Origin of the sequence: Cellulosilyticum lentocellum DSM 5427 (genome assembly GCF_000178835.2) — a bacterium.
In the GTDB taxonomy this organism is placed as follows: Bacteria; Bacillota; Clostridia; order Lachnospirales; family Cellulosilyticaceae; genus Cellulosilyticum; species Cellulosilyticum lentocellum.
Window position 1 is genome coordinate 633,427 of the sequence record NC_015275.1, and the last position, 26,230, is coordinate 659,656.

At 33.2% G+C, this 26,230-nt stretch carries 16 protein-coding genes and 1 pseudogene; 15 read left to right on the plus strand and 2 right to left on the minus strand.

Annotated features, from left to right (window positions below):
- Positions 1–62 precede the first annotated feature (62 nt).
- The 6 genes from CLOLE_RS02800 to CLOLE_RS02825 all read left to right on the plus strand — a co-directional run bounded on the left by CLOLE_RS02800 (position 63) and on the right by CLOLE_RS02825 (position 7,946).
- Positions 63–1,181: an ABC transporter ATP-binding protein gene (locus tag CLOLE_RS02800; protein WP_013655551.1), complete on the plus strand. Its 1,119-nt coding sequence runs from the start codon at positions 63–65 to the stop codon at positions 1,179–1,181.
- Entirely contained in the window at positions 1,174–2,829 is a 1,656-nt protein-coding gene (locus CLOLE_RS02805) for an ABC transporter permease (RefSeq protein WP_013655552.1), read from the plus strand. Before CLOLE_RS02800 ends, CLOLE_RS02805 begins: the two co-directional genes overlap by 8 nt.
- A gap of 96 nt (positions 2,830–2,925) precedes the next feature.
- Complete coding sequence (locus tag CLOLE_RS02810; protein WP_013655553.1) at positions 2,926–4,662, plus strand: sensor histidine kinase; 1,737 nt, start codon at positions 2,926–2,928, stop codon at positions 4,660–4,662.
- Positions 4,634–5,443, plus strand: coding sequence for a response regulator transcription factor (locus tag CLOLE_RS02815; protein WP_013655554.1), 810 nt, complete (start codon positions 4,634–4,636; stop codon positions 5,441–5,443). The genes CLOLE_RS02810 and CLOLE_RS02815 overlap by 29 nt, the downstream gene beginning before the upstream one ends.
- A gap of 796 nt (positions 5,444–6,239) precedes the next feature.
- Positions 6,240–7,130 carry a stalk domain-containing protein gene (locus tag CLOLE_RS02820; protein ID WP_013655555.1) on the plus strand — a complete coding sequence of 297 codons (891 nt, stop codon included), beginning with the start codon at positions 6,240–6,242 and terminating at the stop codon, positions 7,128–7,130.
- A gap of 243 nt (positions 7,131–7,373) precedes the next feature.
- Positions 7,374–7,946 (plus strand): GNAT family N-acetyltransferase, encoded by a 573-nt coding sequence (locus CLOLE_RS02825; protein ID WP_013655556.1) that lies wholly within the window; start codon positions 7,374–7,376, stop codon positions 7,944–7,946.
- A gap of 191 nt (positions 7,947–8,137) precedes the next feature.
- Here CLOLE_RS02825 and CLOLE_RS02830 read toward each other — a convergent pair whose 3' ends face one another.
- Together CLOLE_RS02830 and CLOLE_RS02835 are read right to left on the minus strand one after the other, a co-directional pair.
- Positions 8,138–12,289 (minus strand): endo-1,4-beta-xylanase, encoded by a 4,152-nt coding sequence (locus CLOLE_RS02830; protein ID WP_013655557.1) that lies wholly within the window; start codon positions 12,287–12,289, stop codon positions 8,138–8,140.
- A 274-nt stretch (positions 12,290–12,563) separates the two neighbouring features.
- Positions 12,564–13,739: an ROK family transcriptional regulator gene (locus CLOLE_RS02835; RefSeq protein ID WP_013655558.1), complete on the minus strand. Its 1,176-nt coding sequence runs from the start codon at positions 13,737–13,739 to the stop codon at positions 12,564–12,566.
- Between the two features lie 207 nt (positions 13,740–13,946).
- Between CLOLE_RS02835 and CLOLE_RS02840 the strand changes: the two are divergent.
- The 9 genes and pseudogenes from CLOLE_RS02840 to CLOLE_RS02880 form a co-directional block, all read left to right on the plus strand.
- A pseudogene (locus CLOLE_RS02840) lies at positions 13,947–14,141 on the plus strand (DUF4867 family protein); the annotation flags it as partial.
- Positions 14,142–14,198: 57 nt separating this feature from the next.
- A complete protein-coding gene (locus tag CLOLE_RS02845) occupies positions 14,199–15,665 on the plus strand; it encodes an L-fucose/L-arabinose isomerase family protein (protein WP_041713273.1) in 1,467 nt (488 codons plus the stop codon).
- A gap of 301 nt (positions 15,666–15,966) precedes the next feature.
- On the plus strand, positions 15,967–17,751 hold the full coding sequence (locus tag CLOLE_RS02850; RefSeq protein WP_013655560.1) for a sensor histidine kinase: 1,785 nt from the start codon (positions 15,967–15,969) through the stop codon (positions 17,749–17,751).
- Complete coding sequence (locus tag CLOLE_RS02855) at positions 17,748–19,358, plus strand: response regulator transcription factor (RefSeq protein WP_013655561.1); 1,611 nt, start codon at positions 17,748–17,750, stop codon at positions 19,356–19,358. The genes CLOLE_RS02850 and CLOLE_RS02855 overlap by 4 nt, the downstream gene beginning before the upstream one ends.
- Positions 19,359–19,689: 331 nt before the next feature.
- A complete protein-coding gene (locus CLOLE_RS02860) occupies positions 19,690–21,408 on the plus strand; it encodes an extracellular solute-binding protein (RefSeq protein WP_013655562.1) in 1,719 nt (572 codons plus the stop codon).
- A gap of 124 nt (positions 21,409–21,532) precedes the next feature.
- The gene (locus CLOLE_RS02865; protein WP_013655563.1) at positions 21,533–22,519 is read left to right on the plus strand and encodes an ABC transporter permease; all 987 of its coding nucleotides are present in this window, start codon (positions 21,533–21,535) and stop codon (positions 22,517–22,519) included.
- Between the two features lie 13 nt (positions 22,520–22,532).
- Positions 22,533–23,429 carry a carbohydrate ABC transporter permease gene (locus CLOLE_RS02870; protein ID WP_013655564.1) on the plus strand — a complete coding sequence of 299 codons (897 nt, stop codon included), beginning with the start codon at positions 22,533–22,535 and terminating at the stop codon, positions 23,427–23,429.
- On the plus strand, positions 23,429–24,550 hold the full coding sequence (locus tag CLOLE_RS02875) for a glycosyl hydrolase family 8 (protein WP_013655565.1): 1,122 nt from the start codon (positions 23,429–23,431) through the stop codon (positions 24,548–24,550). Before CLOLE_RS02870 ends, CLOLE_RS02875 begins: the two co-directional genes overlap by 1 nt.
- 122 nt (positions 24,551–24,672) lie before the next feature.
- Positions 24,673–26,229: a glycoside hydrolase family 43 protein gene (locus CLOLE_RS02880; protein WP_013655566.1), complete on the plus strand. Its 1,557-nt coding sequence runs from the start codon at positions 24,673–24,675 to the stop codon at positions 26,227–26,229.
- Position 26,230 lies beyond the last annotated feature (1 nt).

The following is a 26,230-nucleotide window of genomic DNA, read 5'->3' on the forward strand; positions in this document are numbered from 1 at the left end:
CCCACATTGGGATATCCTGTGTGGGCTTTATTACAACTAAATATAAACAAGGAGGGGATACAATGAGTGTTTCAATTAGTGCTCAAGAGGTAGTAAAAAAATATGGAGAAGTGACAGTTATCCCAAATTTATCTGTTGAAATTAAAAATGGTGAATTTTTTACATTATTAGGTCCATCAGGTTGTGGTAAGACAACGCTGCTTCGTATGATAGCAGGTTTTAATAGTATAGAAGGCGGAGAAATTAAGTTTGGAGAACAAGTTATTAATAATATTCCTGCACATAAAAGAAATATTGGTATGGTATTTCAGAACTATGCCATATTTCCACATCTTACAGTAAGACAAAATGTAGAGTATGGTTTGAAACTCAGAAAATTAAACAAAGAGGAAATGAAGAAAAAAATAGATCATATTTTAAAAGTAGTAAAAATAGAAGAGTATCAAGATCGCTTACCAGAAAGACTTTCAGGCGGGCAGCAACAACGTGTCGCATTGGCACGTGCTATAGTTATTCATCCAAGTGTTTTACTAATGGATGAACCTCTTTCTAACTTAGATGCAAAGCTAAGAGTAGAAATGAGAGGGGCTATACGTGATGTACAAAAAGAGGTAGGAATCACCACTGTCTATGTAACCCACGATCAAGAAGAAGCTTTAGCAGTTTCTGATAGAATAGCAGTTATGAAAGAAGGCATTATTCAACAAGTAGGTGCACCTTATAAAATATATACAAGACCAGCTAATATCTTCGTAGCTACCTTTATAGGACATTCTAATTTATTTAAGGGTATATTAACAACAACTCCTGAAGGTACTTTCGTAAAGTTTAGAAATGGGTATGAGATACAAATGGATACACTGGTTGAAGTAACAAGAGATAAAGCTAATGTAATTATTGCAGTGCGTCCAGAAGAGTTCTCTATTAGTGATAAAGGTATCAATGCAATTATTAAGAGTAAGACTTTCTTGGGGAAATATGTAAATTATGAATTAACATTTGATGAGGATATGATTGTTCCAGGTCAACCTTCTATTGAATACTCACAAGATATAGGCCATGCAGAAAGGACCTATGAAGTAGGTGATACAATTACATTAGTACCTAATAAGTCTAAAATTAATATTTTTACAGATGATGGCAGTCAAAGTCTGATTAAGGATGTGAGTGCATATGAATAAAGCTAAAATAAAATGGGACTTTTGGAGCACCATGACATTAGTTATTATGGCGATCTTTGCATTATTTTTAATCTATCCACTCTTTTCTTTATTTATAAGTGGTTTTCAAGATGCAGAAACTGGTGCTTTTACTTTAAGTAATTTTGCTAGATTCTTTGAAAAAAAATATTACTATCAGTCTATGATTAATAGTTTTAAGGTAACAGTTAGTGTAACATTTTTAGCAATATTAATTGGAGCACCCATTGCTTACTTTATGACTTGCTATAAAATCAAATTCAAAGGCTTAATAGAAGTACTTGTTATTATTTCTATGCTTTCACCACCATTTATTGGTGCTTATTCTTGGATTTTATTAGGTGGTAGAAGTGGTGTCATTACTAAATTCTTTCTTAATACATTTGGTATAGAGTTACCATCAGTTTATGGATTTGGAGGAATTTTATTAGTATTCACTTTAAAACTATATCCTTTTATTTATCTTTACGTGTCTGGTGCACTAAAGAAAATAGATGTTTCCTTAAGTGAAGCAGCTGAAAGCCTCGGATGTAACTCTGTTAAAAAGGTTATTACTATTATCATTCCACTTATTTTACCAACAGTCTTAGCAGGTGCGCTTCTAGTCTTTATGAATGCCTTGGCAGACTTTGGAACACCTATGTTAATTGGTGAAGGATTTAGTGTTATGCCAGTTATTATTTATTCTGAGTTTATTAGTGAAGTAGGCGGTCAAGCAAACTTTGCAGCAGCAATGGCATCCATCATGGTACTCATTACAGCATTACTTTTTATGGCTCAGAAATATGTGGTTAATAAAAAATCTTTTACAATGAGTTCATTACGTCCTATTCAGCCTAAAGAAGCTAAGGGGATAAAAGGTTTCTTGATGCATGCATTTATTTATTTTGCAGTATTCTTATCTATTATTCCTCAACTTACAGTTATCTATACATCTTTCCTAAAAACAAAAGGATCTATGTTTACATCAGGTTTTTCTTTAGACAGTTACAGGTCAGTTTTAAAGAATGCTGGAAAAGCAATTGCTAATAGCTATATCTATGGTATTATTGCTATTATTATTATCATCTTATTAGGTATGTTTATTGCCTATTTATCTACACGTAGGAAGAATGTCTTTACTAGTATTATTGATACAGTAACCATGTTCCCTTACATAGTTCCAGGCTCTGTACTAGGTATTACTTTATTACTAGCCTTTAATAAAAAACCATTATTATTAAGTGGGACAGTCATTATCATGATTGTAGCATTTGTGATTAGAAGGTTGCCATATACACTTCGTTCTAGTGCAGCTATTCTATATCAGATTAGTCCAAGTATGGAAGAAGCATCTATTAGTTTAGGTTATTCTCCAGTTCGTACTTTCTTTAAAGTCACAGCAATCATGATGCTTCCTGGTGTTTTATCAGGTGCACTTCTAAGTTGGATTACAGTTATTAATGAATTAAGTTCATCCATTATTCTTTATACAGGAAACACAAGAACTATGTCAGTAGCAATTTATACTGAGGTTATTAGGGCAAGCTATGGTACAGCAGCAGCTTTATCAACCATATTAACTGTAACAACTGTTATTTCACTTCTCATTTTCTTTAAGTTATCAGGAAGTAAAGATGTTAATATTTAATACATGACATATTATGATGAAAAATGTATAATAAAATAAAATATTAAAAAATGTTTGTTTGAGTCGAAAACTTATGTAAAGAAATGAGGTGAGGGCATGAAACAACAAAGACCACGATATTTTAAGGAAGCTATTTATCGTATATTTGTTGTTTATGCCCTTATTCCTATTGCAGCTATTGCCTTAATTACTTATGGTGTGGTATTTGCGATTTGGCATCATACCATCATTTCTCAGACAGAAGATAAGAATACGCGAATGCAAGAGAAATTAGAATGGGTTGTTAATGATTTTATAAGTAAAGCAGTTGAGCTTACGGAGAATACCAGCTTTTATCAAAAACTTAAGAATCCCAAGTATAAAAGTGATGCTTATCAAGAACTGTACCATATTACTAATAGTATAGAGGAAGAAGTGGATTTTTATGTTTTAGATAAAAACTTTCAAATGCTAGCAGGGAGCACCAGAGAAATACCTGAGTTTATCCCAAAAGATAGCCAGATATCTTGGGGGATTACTAAAAGAATGAACGCTTATCCTAGACAGGCAATTTTAGAGTGTAATAAAATCTATAAAGATAATTTAAGCCGCACAAAGCTTCTCATAGGAAAGGCAATTGTAGAAGATCATATTATTAAGGGATATTTGATCTTTGTATTATATGGAGATGAATTTGTAAAAACATCAGGGACGTCTATTACCCACATTATGGTGACGGATGAATATGATAAACTGTTTTTAGCTAGTTGTTCAGGGTTTACTAATTCTTTAGATAAGATAAAAGATGAATTTAAAACAGAAAGTAGTTATATTACCATAGAGGGAGAGAGATATTATAAACAAACAAGTAGCATTATCCAAGGAGAATTAAACATTTATACATTTACGGCTATCGGAAACTTATATAATGTTTTTATTTGGGCAGGCATCTTTTTTACTGGTATTTTAGTTTTTTTAAGTATTGTGATGTTAAAAGTAGCAAAAAAAATCACTAAAGAAAAAACTAAAATTATTGACAAAGTGGTAGAGGCATTTCAAGAAGTACAGGCAGGTAATTTAGATGTAACTTTACATATTAAGTCCTATGAGGAATTTGAAATAATAGGTGAATCATATAATTTGATGCTGTCTAGTATTAAGGACCTTATTGCCAGTAATGAAGAAAAAATTAGGCAAACAAGCATTGCAGAAATTAAGCAACTAGAATCTCAGTTTAATCCTCATTTCTTATTTAATACCCTTGAGCATATTCGATATATGACAAAACTGGAACCAGAAGCTGTAAACAAAATGATTGTTAGCTTATCTTCTATATTAAGGTATAGCATTAACAACACTATTTTAGATGTAACAATCGCTGAAGACTTAGAATATACGAAGAGCTATTTGCTGATTCAAAAATATCGTTTCCATGAAAGGTTTAACTACACCGTTTATATGGAAAGAGGAACGGAAGACTGTATTATCCCAAAACTTATTTTTCAACCTATTATAGAAAATGCAATTAAATATGGTTTTGGAGATAAGGAGAAACTGATGGTTAGGATGAAAATAAGTTTTTTGGCGGATGATTTGGTAATTGTTATTTATGATGATGGTGTAGGAATGCAATTAGAAGTGTTGCAGGAGTTACAAGAGCTACTCAAAAAGGAGAGTAATCCATCCAGTCATATTGGGATATACAATGTACACAGACGCATACAATTAATGTATGGTAAGGCTTACGGTATAGATATAAAAAGTGAAGTAGGCCAAGGTACGGTTGTAAAAATAATATTACCAATCAATAAAAGGAGGGAGCGGGATGCTGAAGGTTTTAATTGTGGAAGATGAGGATATGATTAGGAAAGGCCTTATACATACTTTAGATTGGACAAGTATGGGGTGCATCATTGTGGGTGAGGCTAGGAATGGGCAGGAGGGATTAGAAAAAATACAAGAACTTAGACCAGATATTGTTTTTACAGATATCATTATGCCTAAAATGACGGGGATTCAAATGTTAGAGGCAGCTAAAAGCATAGGAGACTTTAAGAGTATTATTCTGACCAGCTATTCGGAGTTTGAATATGCCCAGAAGGCAATAAACCTCAAAGTATATGGATACTTATTGAAGCCAGTAGATGAAGAGGCATTAAAGAATATTGTTGAAAAAATGCGAAGAGAAATATACGAGCAACGTACCTATAGTAATTGGTTGGAGAAGACAAAAGATAAAAGTGAGATACAACTGAGTAATCTTGAAATTTATATCGAGCGCCAAGAGGCAAGTAATCCTTATGTGGAGAAAACCTTAAGTATCATCAAAACAAATTATAATCATAAGTTAACCATAGAAGGCATAGCTGAAGAACTAGGAGTTAGTAGTAGCTATTTAAGTCGAAAGCTTAAAGAAGAAACTTCTCAGACGTTTTTAGAAATATTACATAAGTGTAGACTACAAAAAGCTATAGAACTGCTTAATGAAGGAACACATAAGGTATATGAAATATCTGATATGACGGGGTTTAATGAGTATAAGCATTTTTGTCAGGTGTTTAAAAAGTATACAGGCATTGCACCTACTGAGTTTGTAAAGGGTGAAGGATTGCTCATTCAAAAACCAGTGAAATAATATGGTTTTATTTTTAAATTAAAGAAATTTATGCATAAAAATAGCTCTAAAATAGTTGACAATTGTCAAGTGCACATGATAACAAAATGCTTATTGCTGAGGGTAATGTAAATAATGAACTTTGCAAACAAAATAGTAATCATAAAACCAGTCGATTCATTAAGTTTTGTAAGAAGTAAATGAGTACAGCTTCAAAACGCGATGCCTAGGTTAAAGTTATTATGTACAGGTAAACGAGTATAAAGCTGGAGCCAAAACAACTAAGCTTATTATCAAATTTCATATGAGAGTTTGATCTTGGCTAAGGATGAACGCTAGCTTCATCCTTAGCATATGCAAGTCGAACTAACTGAGAGAGCTTGCTCTCCGAGATTAGTGCCCGATGGGTGAGTAACACGTGGATAACCTGTCTTATGCAGGGGATAACGTTTGGGAACAAACGCTAATGCCGTATAAACTATGGGTAGTTGCATGACTACTTATAGCAAAGCTTAGAGATTCTTAATGCCTATGGTAGCAGGTTAAATGGTTGTAGTATTTCTTCTTGATTAGTGCGTAATTTGCACTAATACATGATAAGCACGAACTTTGTGCTTATATTTGAGAGGTGAGAAGAGAGCACCCGAGAGGGTGTTTTTTGCGTTTAGAATTAAATTAACAAATTTAGTGCCATATAAGCAATGTTGAAATATATTAAAAGATGTATACAAACCTATGATTTAAATTGACATTAATTAGAAAGTATACTAGGCTATTTATATAAATAACAGAAAATTTTTGAAATGGGGCTGAAATTATGAAACGGTTTATAAAAATGCTTAGCATAGGAGTTTTATTTAGTAGCTTATGTATGTCAGTATTTGCAGAAGCAAGGCAAGGAAATCCAGTAGTGAAGCGAACACTTAAGCTATCTACTGCTGATGAGTATATATTTTCTAATGGAGAGATATTGACCCTAGATAGAGATGAAAAGCATATATTTTTAGTAGTAAATGGAACAATTATACCTAATGCTACGGTGAAAGTAGTAGATGGATATTCTTTAGTTCCATTAAATATGATTAGTGAAGAATTAGGTATGCAAGTAAAATGGCAAAAAGGAGATAGTAACATAATAATTGAAAAAGGGAAGACATCTGTTAGAGCTATTGTTGGAGAAAGGAAAGCAAAGGTAAATGGACAAGAGACTAATTGTGGAACGGCAGTAACTATACTTAATGATACATTGTATGTACCAATTAGATTCATTGCACAAATGTTTTCGTTTTCTTTAGGTTATATACCATATACTGTAGAAGGAATAGAACCTATTTCGCAAGCCTTAAAAAATCCAATCATAACCATAGATGAAAATACTACAGAAAAAGTATTAACAGAGGAAGAAGCAAAAGCTATTGCAAAAAAGCAATTAACTGAAAAATATAACCAGTTTGTATCAACTGGGTATTATGCAGAAGTATCTACGTATAAGAAGACATTAAGTCAGCTTCAAGGTTCCATTAATCAGATGAGTGTTCAAGGTAAAACCTCAAGGTATTGGATATTTAGTGGACCTAAGACTATTTTAGTAGATGAATACAATGGTAATGTATTTTTCTTAGGTTATGGATATACTACTTTTATCCATAGTATTAATGAAGATAAAAGTATTTTTCAAATTTTCGGTTCTGGATATTTCGCAGGGTAATGTTTAGTTCTTGATAATGCGTACCTGTAGTAAAATATAAGCATATGAGAAAAGAAAGGCACCCGAAAAGGTGCTTTTTGTTGTATAGCTTTTAATTACCATACTATTCTGCATAGGTATTGGTAATATGAATTGATATTATATATGATTTGTTGTACAAATTATAAAAGTAGGAATATGATAAGTCGAAAATATAAGAAGAATTTAACAAATCAAAAATAAAGTATAGAGAGGGAAGAATATATGTTAACACATTGTGGTACAGGGATAATAAATACTGAACGTTTGACATTAAGAAGATTTACATATGAAGACAGTGAGGCAATGCGGAAGAATTGGGTAAGTGATCCGAAAGTACAAGGTATGTATGGAGAGCCTGTTTATGAATCAAAGGGGGAGATTACTGGACTTCTAAAGAAATATATAGAAGCTTATGAAAAACAGGATATTTATCGATGGGCGATTATTCTTAAAGAGAGCGAAGAATGTATTGGTCAAATAGCCTTTTTTATGGTGAATAGTCAAAATCATTTTGCTGAGATTGAGTACTGTATAGGAAGGCAGTTTCAAAAAAGAGGATTAGCAACTGAAGCTACTCAGGCTGTTATTGACTACGGCTTCGAGAAGATTAATCTGCATAAGGTGCAAATTTGTCATCGACAAGGAAATGAAGCTTCTGAAAGAGTAATTAGAAAATGTGGATTTAGATATGAAGGAACCTTACGGGACTCCTTGTTTATAGAGGGACATTACAAAGATAAACTCTATTATTCTATTTTGAAGCATGAAAGTAAGGATAGAGTGAGTGATATATAAAGTGTATTAAAAATGTGAGTAGCATTTTAATGCCATTGGTTATTACTAGTTTAGAGTGTATAGGAACCATTAGTTGTGCTATGGAATTATGTAATAAGAAGTGTACTTATTAAAAATAAGCTTACTGGAAAGGGAGGATTCCTTCAGTAAGCTTATTTTATTATATATTACGATAGGGGGAATTGAGAAGATTATTTTACAATTTCAATGGTTTTACTACTTGGAATCCATAGGACATTAGCGCCAAGATTTTCAGAAACATATCTAAGAGGAACTAAAGTTCTACCGTTTTCAAGTATTGTTTCTGGGTTAGAAGAGGTTTGACCTTTGCCCATATTTAAGATTACTTTTTGATTGTCAAATAATAAGGTTATTTCTTTATTTACTGCATTCCATTTAACGTCTGCACCAAGTTGTTCTGCCACAAAACGGAGAGGTACCATAGTTGTACCATTTACAATTTTAGGAGCAGTATCACTGGTAATACTAGTAGACTGGTTGGAGTTTATTGTAGTTTTGCCAATTATTAAGTTTAACTTAATAAGGTTTTTCTTTTCAATAACAATATAAGTACCTGGCTCAGTAACATATCCGGTAAGGGTATGATTATTTAACTGGTAGTCTCCGCCTAGTTGAGTGAATGTGAAAGTACCGTCAGTATTCTTACTAACTCTTGCTAAAGTTAAGTGAGAAGAATCAGTAATGGTTGCATTCACTAAATCGACACTAAGGAGTAATGGTTCAGTAAATGTTGAAAGGCTACTATGCCCTTTAATATTTATAACACTCGTGTTAGCTGAAGTACCAACTATAGACAAGTTATCATCTTTTGCTAATTGATTTTTGAGTGAGGTAAATAATGTATCTGATACTGGTAGCATAGATACTTCTAATGAAGATAAAATCTTATTAGCATTAGAGAGATTAGTATTGATAAAGGCAGGTGTTATTGTTGCTGTTACTTTTCCAGATTTCAATACTAAGGCCTTTTCTTGAGTAGACAACTGTTCAATTGAATTTTGACTAATAGTAATAGGAGTAGTACCAATAGATAATTCAAGTGCTGTATTGTCGGATAAAGCAGACGCGATGATTTGGTCAGGAGTTTTGTTAACGGATGTAGTTGAGGTAGAAGTAGAGCTTGACCCGGTACCAGACCCAGCCCCAGATCCAGAACCAGACCCAGAACCTGAATCATCTGAAGTAGTAGGTTTGACTAATTGTAAAACACCATAGCCAGCTGTACTTGACCAACCATTGCCAGTTAAATCATTCCAGTTAGAGACATTATCTCTCTTGCCATTGCCATCTGCATCATCATTAATTTGAAAATCAAACCCAACAACTTGATTCTTAGTGAAGGCAGCAATGCGAGAAGGAAGAGCAGCTTCCACAATATAACCACCATCAATAATTTGGGTTGCTGTAATAAAGCTGTCTGCATCAGAAGCACCGTTGATAGAACGTTCATTATCGAAGTTGACACGGTATTGAATGTCTCCTAATTCATAAGAAGTGGATTTGGCATTATCTTCATCAATAAAGATTTCAACTGAATCCTGTTCATAAGTATTAGTACTTGCTTTGCTTAATAAGCTGTCTTTAACTTCTACTAAGACATAAACATAGTTCTCATCCCAAAGAGCTTTTGCTGTGGCAGTAGCCCCAGAGGTACCAATAGAGAAGGTGTTAACATTGATGGTTTCAGCCTTGTTCCAAAGCCCATCCATTTTTCCATCAATAATAGGTGTACCTTTAATGGCAGAGGAGGAGTGGGGCGCTTTGCTAAGTAATAGTTTCCCAAAGGTAGATTGATTAGGTGCAGAAGTACCATCATAAGCTAGATTGTTCCAAGTAGCTTTTTCGTCTCCGACTTGAACAAAGAGATCAAAGCTTAAAGTACCCCCCTCGGAAATAGCCTCAGATAAAGGAATCTGAATGACGGTATTATCGGTAAGGTTAGCAGAAATACTATTGTCATTAAGGAACACTTTAACAGTGCCAGATTTACCTTTTTCAGTAGGAATGACATTAACATAAATATTATTTGCATCCCAAGCCACCTTATAGGAAGCAATTTGAGTACCACTAGTTGTTTCTAAAGCAGTACCTTTTTGAATTAGAAAAGCATGAGTATAATCCTTGCTGCCTAGGCTATAGGCTTTTACTTCTTGAGCAAGAACAGGAAGTTTGCTTGAATCTGTGATTGCCCAGAATGAAGGTTTAGCTTGATAGTCAGCATCAAAAAGAAGAGGGAGTCTTTCACTTCTCCAAGATTCATCATCTTTTACACCCCACACAACACAGGAAGTGATATTTGCAGCACCTTCAGAATCTAGTTTTTTCATAATATCAAGGAATCCTTTATAGCGATAAGCTTGCTTAATTAATCCTTCTTCAGAAGTATCATCTTGAGTGATATCTAATTCGGTAATTTGAATTTCAATATTATCACCAATTGAAGCATATTTAAGCAGTGCATTTTCAAATTGGGAGGTACTTGGTGAAGACATATTGTAATGTCCCTGCATACCAACAACATCTAAGAGGCCTTTATCGTAAAGATCCTTACAAATGCTATATATAATTTCAGTTTTTTTAGGATCACACTCATTATAGTCATTATATGCAAGTTTTACATTTGGCATATATTGGTCAGCTGCAGCCCTTGCATAAGTAAAAGCATCTTCAATGAATTCAGCACCAATGGTTGTCATCCACATAGAGTTATTAGCGTTTTCATCATTATCATCATCACCAGAAGTAGTAGCTACTGTGGCAGGAGCACGTAAACCATCTGGACGGTCTGGGTTGACAGCTTCATTGACTACATCAATAGCATAAAAATCAACATCAGGATATTCTTCTGATAATAATTTGAAATAAGCATTAGTATAGTTTTCTAACCTTTGTTTCATCACTTCTTTAGAAACAACAGGAGCATCTTTTTCTGTTGAGTAATTCTCTGTAAATAGCCAGTTTGGCGTTTGTGAATGCCATACAAGAACGTGGGCTCTTACAGGAATATGATTATCCCTAGCAAAATCTAAAGTCGCTTTAGCATCGGAACTTAAGGTAACTTGAGGATGTGTTTGATCACCATTAGCATTCATATACGCTATAGTGGCAGCATGGTCTAAAATTGATTCTGGTTTTAAAGCATTTTCATGAGTGATGCTATTAAAGTGCTTGAGTACTAGCTCTTGTTCTAGGTCATTTAAGTTATTAGAAGCAATAGCCGTACCGAATTTGAAATAATCACTATACACTTCTTTCAAAGAAGGAATATCTTTTTGAATTTCTACATCCAGTTCAGGTTCACCTTGCATTGTAATATCATCCGCATAAAAATCAATTGTACTACCATTAACTTGTATGTAAAGAGAAATGTCAGTAAAGTCTTTAGGTAAGGTATATTCACCTTGCAATTTAGTCCACTCACCATTTTTGACATCAGCATTAGTAATCCATTTATACTGAGTGCTAGATTCACTTTCAGCATCATATTGTAATGCTAGAACGAATTGCTCAGTTCCTTCGTCGGCTGCATCATATTTTACCCAAGCTTCAAAGGTGTATTTGCCACCTTTTTTAGCTGAATTTGTTAGATTGACTTGGATACCATTCCAATCCTGTGTACGACCAGATACAAAAGCGCACTGATTGCCGCCATGAGGTGCAGTAGTAGAAACTTCTGCTGTTGCTTCGCCTGAACCTCTGACTGACCAATCACCTAGGCCTGATTCAAAATCCCAAGTAGTAAGGGGAGCATTAGGAACCTCTGGAGAATCAGTAGCAAATGAACCTGTGATTTTAAGCTCATCTACATAAAAACTAAGATCAGCGTTAGCTGCTTCCATATAAACATTAGCTTTGGTTGCAGCTTCTGGTACGGTAACTTCACCTGTTAGCTGGGTCCATTCACCCTTTGATACAGCAGAATTACTAGCGATAGTGATATAACCATTTTCCTCTAGTCCTGTTTCTAAAGTTAAGCTAAGTGATTCGGTATCTGCACCTTCATCATATTTTACATAGACACTAAATGTATAGGTTTCACCCGCTTTAAGTGTATCTTTTAGCTCCTTTGAAACACCATGCCAATTAGAGGTCCTGTTTGTTACATACAAACAATGATTAGTTGAATCAATGGTGAGGCTGGAACTGGTTGTAGTAACCTGCGCATCTCCTCTTGCTATCCAGCCCTCAGTACCTCCATCAAAATTGTAGGTGATAGTGCTTGGCGTTGAACTAGCAAAGAGACAAGGTGTTATTCCAAGCACTGAACTTGCAAGTAAAGTTGAAGTTGTGAGATAAGCTATCCTTTTTTTTAGTAGACTCATATTCATTCTCCTTCTTTGATAAATTTGTTTCAATGAAAAATTGTGCAAGTTGACTCTACACAAATAAAAATAAATAAAATCTTATACATATTTAATCATAGCATTCAGAAAATTAAAGGCATACCAACTAATTAAAGGGAAAATCACTAATAATTATATCAATTTAACTAAATTACTATTAATAATAACTATTTTTCTGCAGGAATGCTAAAAATAGTCATTTAGGTAAAAAAGAATATTTTCTTAATAAAAAAGGAGTAGGAACCAATGGTTCCTACTCCTTAAGTATTTCATGAGAAAAATTAATTTTAAAATCTAAATCCTGCAAGCCTAAGAAATACTTGGTACAAATGCAAACGCCACCTATTAGAACGGAAGTCCCTTGTAATTTTGAAGGAACAAGATGACAGAAGTTATGCATTCTATTTTTTAAAAGTGCTGAGATTTGTTCAAGTAAAAGTGGAAATTCAGTAGTGAGAGCACAGTTGATGACAATAACATTTGGGTTAAGCACATTTAAAATATTATTAATACCTATAGCCATATATTTAATAAAGCTTTGAATAATTTCGATTGCTATAGGATCTTGTGTACGATAAGCCTCAATTAACATTTCTATACTAGCAGTAGGTAAATGCTTCTTTTCTGTAAAATCTAATAGCAGAGAACGTTCAGAAGTATATTGCTCAAAACATCCTAAGTTACCACAAGGACAAGGTTTTCCATCGACTTCTACAATGGTATGTCCGAATTCACCGGCATTACCATTAAAGCCAGAAAAGAGTTCATGGTTGATAATAAGCCCCAGTCCTATTCCTGAATGGATGCTAATACCTACCATATTAGGGTAGTGATAACAAAATGCTTTTTCACCAATAATGGATAAATTAGCTTCATTCTCTAAATAAACAGAAGCAGAAAAGTGCTTTTCTAATAAAGTGGAAAAGTCAATACCACAATATGGACTATATGGAGCAAATGTAATTTGGTTCTGACTAACGACACCATGAATACCAATACAAATCCCCACAATGCCATAAGGTGTAGAGGGAAGTATATCAAGTTGCTCTTGAATAATGGAAATAAGATAGCTTACTATTTCTGAGTCAGATCTATTATTGTTGTAATGATGGATTTGAGACTGCTCTCCATTTAAATAGCAGGTCATCAAGGTGAGTTTTTCATACTCTAAATCAATAGAAATACTATGGCCACAATACGGATTGAAAGAAAGTAAAATGGGTTTTCTACCTCTTGAAGTATTATCACTACCCAACTCAGTAATAAGATATTTATCTATAAGCTCTTGAACAATAGCTGAAATAGTTGCTTTAGTTAGGCCAAGATTTTTGGATAAGGCGGCACGAGACATAGGACCATTATTTATAAGTTGAGTAAGTATAAGACGCGAATTAATATCACGAATAAGTTCCTGACTACCTATAGGCATAAATTGTCCTCCTAGTTTTATTGATTATATTAGCATAGGTTTAAAAGTATGAAAACCCTAAGAAGTATAGAGAAAATAATGAGATTATTAATTAAAAATACAAGTTATAAAAAATAATATTGCAGCTTCAAGAAATAAGTGTTATATATAAAGTATAGTTTATCCGCTAAACTAATTATGTTTAAGGAGGAGAAAATGGAAATTAAGAATATAAATGAACAAGGATTTAAGTGTGTTGTTGTATTACCTAAAGGAACTAACACAGTTATTGAAAAAGAATACAATATCAAAGAAGATCGCTTGTTATTTGCACGTAATAAATGGCTTATAGCTCATTCAGAGGCAGGATTAGAAAAAGAAGGTGCTTTTGTTGGGTTAAAAGGTAAAAATATTATATTATGACGACTTTTTAAACTACTTTTAAAAACAATAAAAATATCAGGAGGAATTAATAGCATGATGAAGAATCTACCAGAAGTAAAATTAGGTATTATTGCAGTAAGCAGAGATTGTTTTCCTATGTCTTTATCCGAAAATAGAAGGAAAGCAGTGGTAGCAGCATATAAAGGAGAAATTTATGAATGCCCTACCGTGGTCGAGACAGAAAAAGATATGGAAAAAGCATTAACAGAAGTAAAGGCAGCAGGATGTGATGGTTTAGTAGTCTACCTGGGAAATTTTGGCCCAGAAACAGAGGAAACATTAATTGCGAAGTATTTTGATGGACCTGTTATGTATGTGGCTGCAGCAGAAGAAACCGGCAAAGATTTAGTGCAAGGTCGTGGAGATGCTTTCTGTGGTATGCTAAATGCAAGCTACAATTTAAAACTTCGCAATCTTAAAGCCTACATACCAGAATATCCAGTTGGTACAGCAAATGAAGTAGCAGAGATGATAGCTGAATTTGTACCAATTGCCAGAGCTATTGTGGGACTTAATAACTTAAAGGTAATCTCTTTTGGACCTAGGCCACAAAATTTCTTGGCTTGTAATGCACCTATCAAACAACTTTATAACTTAGGGATTGAGATTGAAGAAAACTCAGAACTTGACCTATTTGAAGCATTTAAAAAACATGACGGAGACCCACGTATTGCAGAAGTTGCTAAGGATATGGCAGCAGAATTAGGGGATGGCAATTTAAAACCTGAAATTTTACCTAAGCTAGCTCAATATGAATTAACATTATTAGATTGGATTGAAGAACATAAGGGGATTAGAAAATATGTAGCTATTGCGGGCAAATGTTGGCCAGCATTCCAAACACAATTTGGATTTGTACCATGCTATGTGAATAGTCGTTTAACAGGTATGGGAATCCCAGTGTCCTGTGAAGTAGACATTTATGGAGCAGTAAGTGAATTTATTGGAACAGTCATTAGCGAAGATGCAGTAACTTTATTAGATATTAACAATACAGTACCATCTGATATTTACGAAGAGGACATCAAAGGTCGATTTGAATACACACTAAAAGATACATTTATGGGCTTCCATTGTGGAAATACAAGCACTAAGAAACTTTCATTCTGTGCTATGAAATATCAAATGATTATGGCAAGAAGTCTACCAGAAGAAGTAACACAAGGAACACTTGAGGGAGATATTATTCCGGGAGATATTACATTCTTCAGATTACAAAGTACCTCAGATGCAAAGCTAAGAGCTTATATTGCTGAAGGAGAGGTATTACCTGTTGCAACTCGTTCTTTTGGTGCTATTGGTATCTTTGCTATTCCAGAAATGGGAAGATTCTATCGTCATGTTCTCATTGAAAAGAATTATCCTCATCATGGAGCAGTTGCTTTTGGTAAGTTCGGAAAAACTTTATATGAGGTATTTAAATATATCGGAGTAGATATGGATGAAATAGGATATAACCAACCTAAGGGTGTAAGGTATCCTACAGAAAATCCTTTTTGTTAATAGAAAGAGAGAAGAAATTAAGAAAAAAGAATTATTTGATGAAATTCTTTAGTATAAATAAAAAAGGTAGTTGAGAAAGCTACCTTTTTTTATATTAAAAATGCTATAGGTAAAAGTGCCTTGAATTTTAAATATAAAATTGGATATTTTACATAAAAGGGACTTAGACATAATGCTAAAGATAAAGAATATTATGTTAATTAAATTGAATATAGTTAATGAAAATTATATAATAGTATATATTTAATATAAAAAATTTATTTATTTTTACTAACAAAAGACATAAAGGGGGAGGCAGTTAATGAAATATAGAAATGTTATAAATAATTTAAAGATAAGAAATAAGCTAGCTATCATTTATGTTTTTTGTGTTTTAATACCTGTCATTGTCACAAATTGGGTAGTAATATCTGCTATAAAAAGTAATGTACGTAATCAAGAAGCAATCCGCATGCAAAATGTAATGGATCGTATAAAATATAATATTCAATCAGAAGTAGAGGGATGTATTTCTATAGCCAGTAATTTATGTACAGATAAAGTGATTAATCAATTTTTAATAAGAGATTATACTTCTAATTTAGAGTATTTTAGTGATTATAAAACAACACTTCAAAATAATGTACTGAGGTATTACTATAACTCCCAAAAGATTAATCAAATTATTTTGTATACGGATAATGCTACTATTATCAATGGGGGAAGCTTTTGGAGGATTGATACTATCTTAGGTACGGAATGGTATAAAGAATTCGTGCATAGCGGAAAGGATATTTATTTAGCAACCTATTATGATGAAAAAAAGAAGTACTTAGGTATACAAAGTGCGCCTCGTACTATTAGCCTTATTCAAAAACTAGATTATTTTGACACAGGAGTAATGGAAAAGTTTGTTAAGATTGATTTGCAGTATACGGCTATTAAAAATGAAATTTTAAATGAAAAAATAGACGGAGATATATACATATGTAATAAAGAGTACGTATTATTTTCTAATCAGATAGCTGAAAATGAAAGGAAGGCATTTTTACCTCAAAGTGAACTAGATATTAATCAAGCTACCTATCAAGATAACTTTAGAGTAGCTTCAGATGAATGGACAATTTATATCATGCCCATGAAGATTGGAATAGGTAAAATGATTAAAGAATCTGAACAGATGGTGTGGTACTTAATTATGATTAATTTACTGTTACCAACTATTATTATTACTCTTATTTCCAAGTCGTTTAGTGGAAGAATAAAATTGATGGAACTTTATTTTGAAAAGGTAAAGCAAGAAGAATTTCAATTAATAGAAGGAAGTGTAGGGGAGGATGAGATTGGGGATCTTATTAAAAGCTACAATGTAATGGTGCTTAAAATAAAGGAACTAATAGAGGTTGTTTTTAAAAAAAATGCAGAAAAACAGGCATCAGAATTATCTAGAAAAGGTGCTGAATTAAAAGCTTTACAAAGTCAAGTTAATCCACACTTTATGTTTAATACATTAGAAAGTATACGAATGAGAAGTTTGCTAAAAGAAGAAAATGAGACAGCTGATGTAATAGAAGCATTATCTCAAATTCTGAGAAAATCCTTGTCGTGGAATAATGATTATATCTGTATAGAAGAAGAGATAGTTTTCGTTCAGCAATATGCAAACATACAGAAGTATAGATTTGGTGATAAGATATCTTTCAGTTTTTATGTTATGGAAGGATGTGAGAAGATTAAGATTCCAAAGCTAAGTATTTTAACCTTTGTGGAAAATGCGTGCATACATGGAATAGAGGGAATATCAAAATCAGGAATAATCTCTGTTGCTATAACAAAGGATGAGGAAAATGTATTTATAGAAATTAGTGATTCTGGATGTGGAATGTCCGAGGAAAAACTCCGACTACTAAGGGAAGTATTAAAAGACCCCAATATAAATAAACTAAGTGAATGTAAGAGTACAGGGATGCTAAATGCGCTTATAAGAATGAATTTGTATTGTGAGAACACGCTTGTGTTTGATATAGATAGTGAACTAGGGCAGGGGACAGATATTATGATTCAAATGCCATTAGGGAAAATAGAAATAGAGGGGGAAAAAAGATGATTAATGTATTAATTGTTGATGATGAACCATTTATTCGTCAAGGGCTAAAGATTTTGATTGATTGGGAGGAATATGGATTTAAGATCACAGGAGAAGCAACAAATGGGAAGGAAGCAATAAGCCTTTTAGAAGACAATAATTACGACTTAATCATTACAGATATAAAGATGCCAGAAGTAGATGGAATAGAGTTAGTAGAACATATAAGAAATTATAAATCTAAGGACTTAAAAATTATTATTTTAAGTGGTTATTATGAGTTTGAATATGCTAAACAAGCTATTAGGTATAATGTAGTGGATTATATTTTGAAGCCAATACAAAAAGAAGAATTGATAAGGGTATTATTAGAGTTTAAAGAGGCATATAACAAAGAAATTAAAAGTGCAAAGGATAAGAAATATACTGAACAAATCGCGTTAGAACGTCATTTAAATGCATTGTGTTCTGGCATATATGGTCAAAGTGATATTTCATATGTAGAAGATAAATTACCATATTGTACTAATCTAAGATATATGAGTATAGAAATCAGCTTGAATGATGAAAAGTTTGAAAGGTTGAGTAAGGATGAAAGAAGAAAAGCACTTAAGGAATTTTGTGAGACGTTAAAATGCTATATCGCACCATATGAAAAGTATGCCTTTTTAGATGTAGACAAGCGTAATGAAATTTATGGTATTGGGTTTATATATACTAGAAATTTTTCTGCTCAAAAAAAGATGAGTGAGAAAGAATATATTGTAGATTTACAAGAGTATATGAAGTCTAATCAAAAGTATAAGTTTAATGTCTATATTGGACAAAAGGTTAACCGTATTGATCAAATTAGTGAGTCTTTTAAGTCAGCTATTATTGCTAAATCGTTTCAAAACTACAAAAATGATAAAGCCATTGCTTATTATGATGAGACGTCAGCGGTAAAGTCTAATACCTATGGTGTCAAAAAAGAGTATATGGATGAGCTCATTCATTATACTGAAGAAAATGTAGTAGATAAAATTGATGAATGTGTAGAAAAAATCTATTTAAATTTCCAGGTACATAATATCAATCCAAAGATTATCAGTATAAATATTGATTACTTACTTTGTAGGTTTATTTATTTAGCTAAAGAATTAGACCCAGATGTAGATCAGGAAGAAGTGTTACATTATATTAGTCAATGTGCTTTTGAAGAATCTGCAGTTAGAGGAAGTGCAAAACATTTTAAGGCTTTTGTAAAAGATTTTGCAAATTATTTAGCACAATTAAGACAAACCAATTCACATGGTGTGTTAAAAGAAGTAGAAAGAGAAATAGAAATGCATTATATGCAAAATTTAAGTTTAAAGTCATTGAGCGAAAAATATTATATTAATAGTGCTTACTTAGGACAAATTTTTAAGAAAAACCATGGTATTTCATTCAAAGATTATTTAAATAATTACAGAATAGAAAAAGCGGGGGAACTTCTTATCAGAACTAATGATAAGGTTTGTAATATTGCTCAAATAGTAGGATATAACAATCTAGATTACTTTATTAATAAATTTGTACGCTTAAAAGGAAAAACGCCTTTGCAATATCGTAAACAGTTTTTGAAAAAAACAAAAGAAGACTGTTAATAGTTTGATAAATTAGATTAATACATATTTATATAGTTTTTAAATGTTACATATAAAAGATTGAATAGAATAATAGTAAATAGTATATGAAATGATAACGGGTGAATGAGTTTGCATTTAAATAATGGTTAAAAATACACAACTATATCAGGATATAAAATATAAAAATATATAGTTTGTATATATTTCTTATATAGTTTGTTGGGTTGAGGGGAGTAAGATAAATTGGTAACATTAACTTGTAAAGAAGTAGAGGATATATCAGAAAATAATATTCAGCAGGTGATGACTTAAAAGATGGTATATTTTAAAATTCGAGTGGAGGGATAATATGAAAAAGTTAAAATCTTTTGTAGCACTGCTTGGAGCAATGGGAATGGTAGCTTCATTAGGCGTAGGATGCGGCAATGATGGTACAAATCAACCTACCGAGACAGCAAAAGAGGTTACAGCAAGTGCATCTGGTGAGAATACAACGACAGAGGCAAAGGACATTAAGGAATTCTCAATGTACATAGCAATGCCTGGAACAGAAATACCAACAGACAACAGAGTATACAATAAAATTGCTGAAAAAATTGGCGCAAAAGCTAAGATTACTTGGTTAACAGGTCAAACAGCAAAAGAAAGTATCGGAACAATGGTTGCTGGTGGCGACTATACTGACTTCGTTGTAGGCTCAGATGGTACGTCATTGTTAATTGATGCAGGAGCACTTCTTCCAATTGATGAATACTGGGATAAATATCCAAATATCAAAAATTATTTATCTGAGAGTGATTGGAACAAGGTAAGATCAGAAGACGGTCATATTTATTTAATTCCTCAGTTTGGAGTAGTTAATGGAAAAGATACTCAAACCTACCACAATGATGAAGCATTCTGGATTCAAATTCGTGTATTAGAGTGGGCAGGATATCCAACAATCAAAACGGTTGATGAGTATTTTGATTTAATTGCAAAATATATGGAAGCTAATCCAACTATGGAAGGCGGACTAGAAAATATCGGATTTGAAATGATTTGTGATGACTGGCGTTACTACAGCTTGGAAAATCCTCCAATGTTCTTAGCAGGTTATCCAAATGATGGATGCTGTATTGTAGACCCAGAAACCTTAACAGCATACAACTATAATACTACTGATATTGCAAAAAGATATTTTAATAAGTTAAATGAAGAGTACAAGAAGGGTATAATTGACCCAGAATGTTTCACATTAAATTACGATCAATATATTGCTAAGATTTCTACAGGACGTGTATTAGGTTTAGTTGATCAATACTGGAACTTCCAAACTGCAGAACAATCTATTGAAACACAAGGACTTTATGATAACGCTTATGTGCCATTACCACTTGTAATGGACGAGGGCACAGAACCAAAATGGCACAGTGGTTATTCACTTGACGTATCAAATGGTTTAAGTATTACAACTAGCTGTAAAGATCCTGAAGGTGCATTCCAAATGATTGAAGATATGCTTTCACAAGAAATACAAACATTAGTATGGTGGGGCGAAGAAGGTATCGACTACATGGTAGGTGATGATGGGGTATTTTATAGAACAGAAGAACAAAGAGCGAAAGCTTTAGATAAAGAATATCTTATAAACGAATTATGTAACTCAGGTTATTCTTACTTCCCACATTATGTTGGTATGAATTTAGATGGTATTAATGCATATGCACCAAACTTCCAACCAGGTGAGTACTATGATGGTCAATCAGAGGCTAAGAAAAAAGTGATGGATGCATATGGATATAAAACATTTGCAGAATTCGTAAATGAAGCTGGAGAAAACTCTGATTGGTACCCAATGTGGTCTTATTCAAACACTTGGACAGCTGATACAGATTACGGTTTAGCTAAAGTAAATATGGATGAAGTAAAACATGAATGGCTACCAAAAGTAATTATGTCAGACGATTTCCAAGGTGCATGGGATCAATATATGTCAGTTCTTGGTGAGAGAGTAGATATGAAGGTCTATGAAGATGCACTCACAGCTGAAGTAAGAAGAAGAGTTGACGTTGCACAAGGTAAATAGAAAAATCAAATGGTAAAAAAATAAGAACAGGGGGGCTCTTTATAGGTGATATTAATTAAGAGTCCCCTTTTTGTTTGCAATAGAGAATATAAACTTATAAGTGGACATTAAAGGAGGAGGAAGTATGAGTAGGCAGGCTCAGGTTCAATTAAATAAAGGGATAGGCAAGCCAAAAGCACAAAAGACAGTAGAAGCGAAACAGAGAATATCTTGGAGTGAAATAAAGAAACAAAAGCAATTGATTCTTTTATCACTACCTTTTCTAATCTATGTTATTATTTTCAACTATGCACCATTAGCTGGGTGGGTTATGGCATTCCAAAATTATAAGCCAGCCAAGGGATTTTTTGATCAAACATGGGTAGGGTTTGCTAAATTTAAACAATTATTCTCAAATGATGTATTTTTAGGGGTTATTAGAAATACGTTAGCTATGAGCTTGATTAATTTAGTATTAGGTTTTGTTTTTTCCATAGGATTTGCCCTTTTATTAAATGAATTAAGAAATGTAAAAGCTAAGAAATTTATACAAACGGTTTCTTACTTACCACACTTTTTGTCTTGGGTTATTGTAGTAGGACTTGTATTTCAGGTAGTTTCAATGGATACAGGTATTCTCAATCAGCTATTACTAAAATTACATATTATAGATAAGCCCATTAACTTTTTATCAGAACCTAAATACTATTGGGGAATTGTAGGTATAACTAATGTATGGAAGGAAACAGGATGGGGTAGTATCATCTACTTGGCTGCAATTACAGCTATTAATCCTGAACTTTATGAAGCAGCAGCTATTGATGGCGCTGGTCGTTTCAGAAAAATCCTACATGTAACCTTACCAGGTATTAAATCAACAATATTCATCCTTTTAATTATAAACATTGGAAATATCTTAAATGCCGGATTTGATATGCAATATCTATTAACAAATGGTTTAGTTCAAAAGGTTTCTCAAACTATTGATATTTATGTTCTTAGATATGGTATTAGTTTAGCAGATTATTCATTAGCGACAGCAGCGGGTATCTTTAAGAGTGTAGTTAGTATTGTCTTAATTTTCCTAGCTAATAGATTTGCTAAGGCTGCTGGCGAAGAAAGATTATTCTAGAGGAGGAATTGAGATGAAGACGCAATCATTAAAAAAGCAAAAAATGGGAGATAAAGTTTTTGATGTAGTTAATATGATTATTTTAGCATTGTTTACATTAATCATACTTTATCCCATAGTCAATACAATAGCATACTCTTTTAACGACGGAACAGATGCATTAAGAGGCGGCATTTATCTTTTGCCAAGACAATGGTCATTGCAAAATTATAAGACAGTATTTAATAAAGAATTATTACCTACTGCAGCCAAAATATCTGTATTAAGAACAGTCATCGCAACAGTATCTCAATTATTTGTTACATCTTTATTAGCATATATCTTAAGTAGAAAAGAATTTATTTTCAAAAAGCAACTCTCATTTATATATGTGTTAACCATGTATGTGAATGGAGGATTAATTCCAACATTCGTTTTATATAAAAATCTTGGATTGACCAATAATTTCTGGGTTTATATTATACCAGGTATGGTAAGTGCTTTTAACATGATTGTTATTAGAACATTTATGAATGGATTACCTGATAGTCTAGTTGAGTCAGCCCAAGTAGATGGAGCAGGACATTTCACAATTTTTATGAAGATTATTTTACCATTGTGTAAGCCAGTACTTGCTACAGTTGCATTATTTATTGCAGTATGGCAATGGAACTCATGGTTTGATGCAATGCTTTATAACCGTACAGCAACTAATCTTACAACATTGCAGTATGAGTTAATGAAACTTCTTTCTTCTGTAATGAATCAAGGAAGTAATGCTGAAGCAATGAAGAATGCGGGCAATACAGTATCTCCATTAACTATGCGTGCAGCAACAACCGTTATAACAGCTCTTCCAATTGTATGTTTATATCCATTCTTACAAAGATATTTTGTAACAGGTTTAACCATCGGAGGAGTAAAAGAATAATGGAGTATATTAAAAAAGACAACTATCCTAATTTATTTGAAGCATTAGGCTACGATAAAGAATTAATAGAAGATAGGCTTAATCAAATTATTAATACTATTTTTTATGGCTCAGAGGACGAGAGGCTCTATCATTTGGTAGAAGATGATATGGGATATATCTTGGATACTGGAAATATAGATGTACGTACAGAAGGTATGTCTTATGGAATGATGATCTGTGTACAAAGAAATATGCAAAAAGAATTTAATTGTCTGTGGAAATGGACAAAAACTTATATGTGGCATAGTGAAGGAGACAATAAAGGTTATTTTGCGTGGTCTGCTTCTCCAGGAGGAAAAAGAAATTCTGAAGGTTCAGCTCCAGATGGTGAAGAGTATTTTGCAATGGCCCTATTTTTTGCAGCACATAGATGGGGGGATGGAGTAGGTATTTTTAACTACACGAAAGAAGCGCAGAACCTTCTTCATGAATGTCTCCATAAAGGTGAAGATGGGAGAGGAAACCCTATGTGGGAGCCTACCAATAAGCTGATTAAGTTTGTCCCAGAACTTGATTTTACAGATCCATCTTATCATCTACCACATTTTTATGAACTATTTGCTTTATGGGCTAATGAAGAAGATAGAGACTTTTGGAAGGAAGCAGCTAGAGCTAGTAGAGAATTTCTAAAAAAAGCTTGTCATCCTGAAACAGGATTAGCACCTGAGTATAGTGATTATGATGGAAGACCAAGATACGAGGAAGGGCATGGATACTATTATAGTGACTCCTATCGTGTAATTGCTAATATTGGGCTTGATTATGCTTGGTTTGGCAAAAGTGAATGGGAAAGTGAATGCGCAGACAAAATTCAAAAATTCTTCTGTGATACAGTGAAAGATAATGCAGAGTGTGTTTATGAAATTGACGGCACAATTATAGATCAGCCTGCTTTACATCCAGTGGCAATTATAGCTACTAATGCCATGGGTTCTTTAGCTACCAAGGGAAAATATAGTGAGTTATGTGTTCAAAGGTTTTGGAAAACGCCACTCCGAACTGGAGAAAGAAGGTATTACGATAATTGTTTATATGCATTTGCCTTTCTAGCCTTAAGTGGTAACTATAGAATATGGTAATCAGCTAAATAAGAAGGGCAGTAGATATCAATACTGTCCTTTTTTTATAAATAGAAAATTCAAGGAAAATGAAGGATGAAAGATGAAGAATTGTTAATTTATGAACGTAAAGGAGCAATAGCATGAGAAACTTTTCTAATCCTATTTTGCCAGGATTTTACCCTGACCCATCTATATGTAGGGTTAATGAGGACTATTATCTTGTGACATCAAGTTTTGCTTATTATCCAGGAGTGCCTATTTTTCATAGTAAAGATTTAGTGAATTGGAAACAGATTGGGCATGTGCTTGAAAGAAGTAGTCAATTACATTTAGAAGGAGCCGAGCACTCAGGTGGCATTTATGCGCCAACGCTAAGATATCATGAAGGTATTTTTTATATGATTACAACGAACATATCAGGTGAAGGAAATTTTTATGTTACGGCCACAAGACCGGAAGGACCTTGGTCAGATCCTATTGTGCTAGAAGCAGAGGGAATAGATCCAAGTCTATTTTTTGATGAGGATGGAAGAGTTTATTATGTAGGAACAAGGGAAAAACCAAAAGAAGTTTCCAGGTATTATGGAGATAATGAGATTTGGTTACAGGAATTAGATATAAAACAAGGAAGACTAATAGGCGAAAAGTATGTTTTATGGCAAGGCGCTTTTAATAATGCGGTATGGCCAGAAGGACCTCATCTTTATAAAAAAGATGAATACTATTATTTAATGATAGCAGAAGGTGGAACAGGTCATGAGCATTCTATAACAATAGCTAGAAGTAAACAGATTATAGGACCCTACGAAGGAAATCCTGCAAATCCAATTTTGACACATAGGCACTTAGGTAGGCATTATCCCATTGTTAATGTAGGACATGGAGATTTAGTACAGATTCAGGATGGTACATGGTGGATGGTTTTGCTAGGATCTAGGCCTTATGGGGGCTATTATAGGAATCTTGGGAGAGAGACCTTTTTGGTAAATGTTATTTGGGAAAATGGATGGCCTATTGTTAACGAGGGAAAAGGCATTGTAGAGGAAATGAGTAAGGCACCAGACTTACCTTGGTTTGAGGTGATGCCCGAAGATGCATGTACTCATTTTATAGGAAGTGAATTAAGTGATAAATGGATTTCTCTTAGAGGACCAAAAGAAGACTTTTGTAGCTTAGGAGCTAGGGAGGGGTATCTTAGAATCAAGTTAAGACCAGAGAGCATAAAAGAATTGGTTCATCCAAGTCTTATATGTTTAAGGCAGCAGCATCAAGATTTTATAGTCAGTACATTATTAGAATTTACTCCGGATACTATAAATGAAGTTGCAGGCCTTGTGCTGATTCAAAATGAAAGATATCACTTTAGATATGAGTATGGTATGCAGCAAAGTGATACGGTTATTAGGCTTATAAAATGTGAAGTAGGAAAAGATAAGTTAATAGCTGAAAGTCAATTTAGTGATTCACCAATATGTATGAAGATAGTAGGGAGAGGGCAAAATTTTAACTTTTATTATGGCAGTGATCCTGAACAGATGTATGAGTTGGTAACAGGTGTGGATGCAAGCATATTAAGTACTGATAAAGCAGGAGGTTTTGTTGGAACTTGTATAGGTATGTATGCAAGTAGTAATGGAAAGATGAGTAAAAATTATGCGGATTTTGGTTGGTTTGAATATAAAGGTAATGATAAGTAAA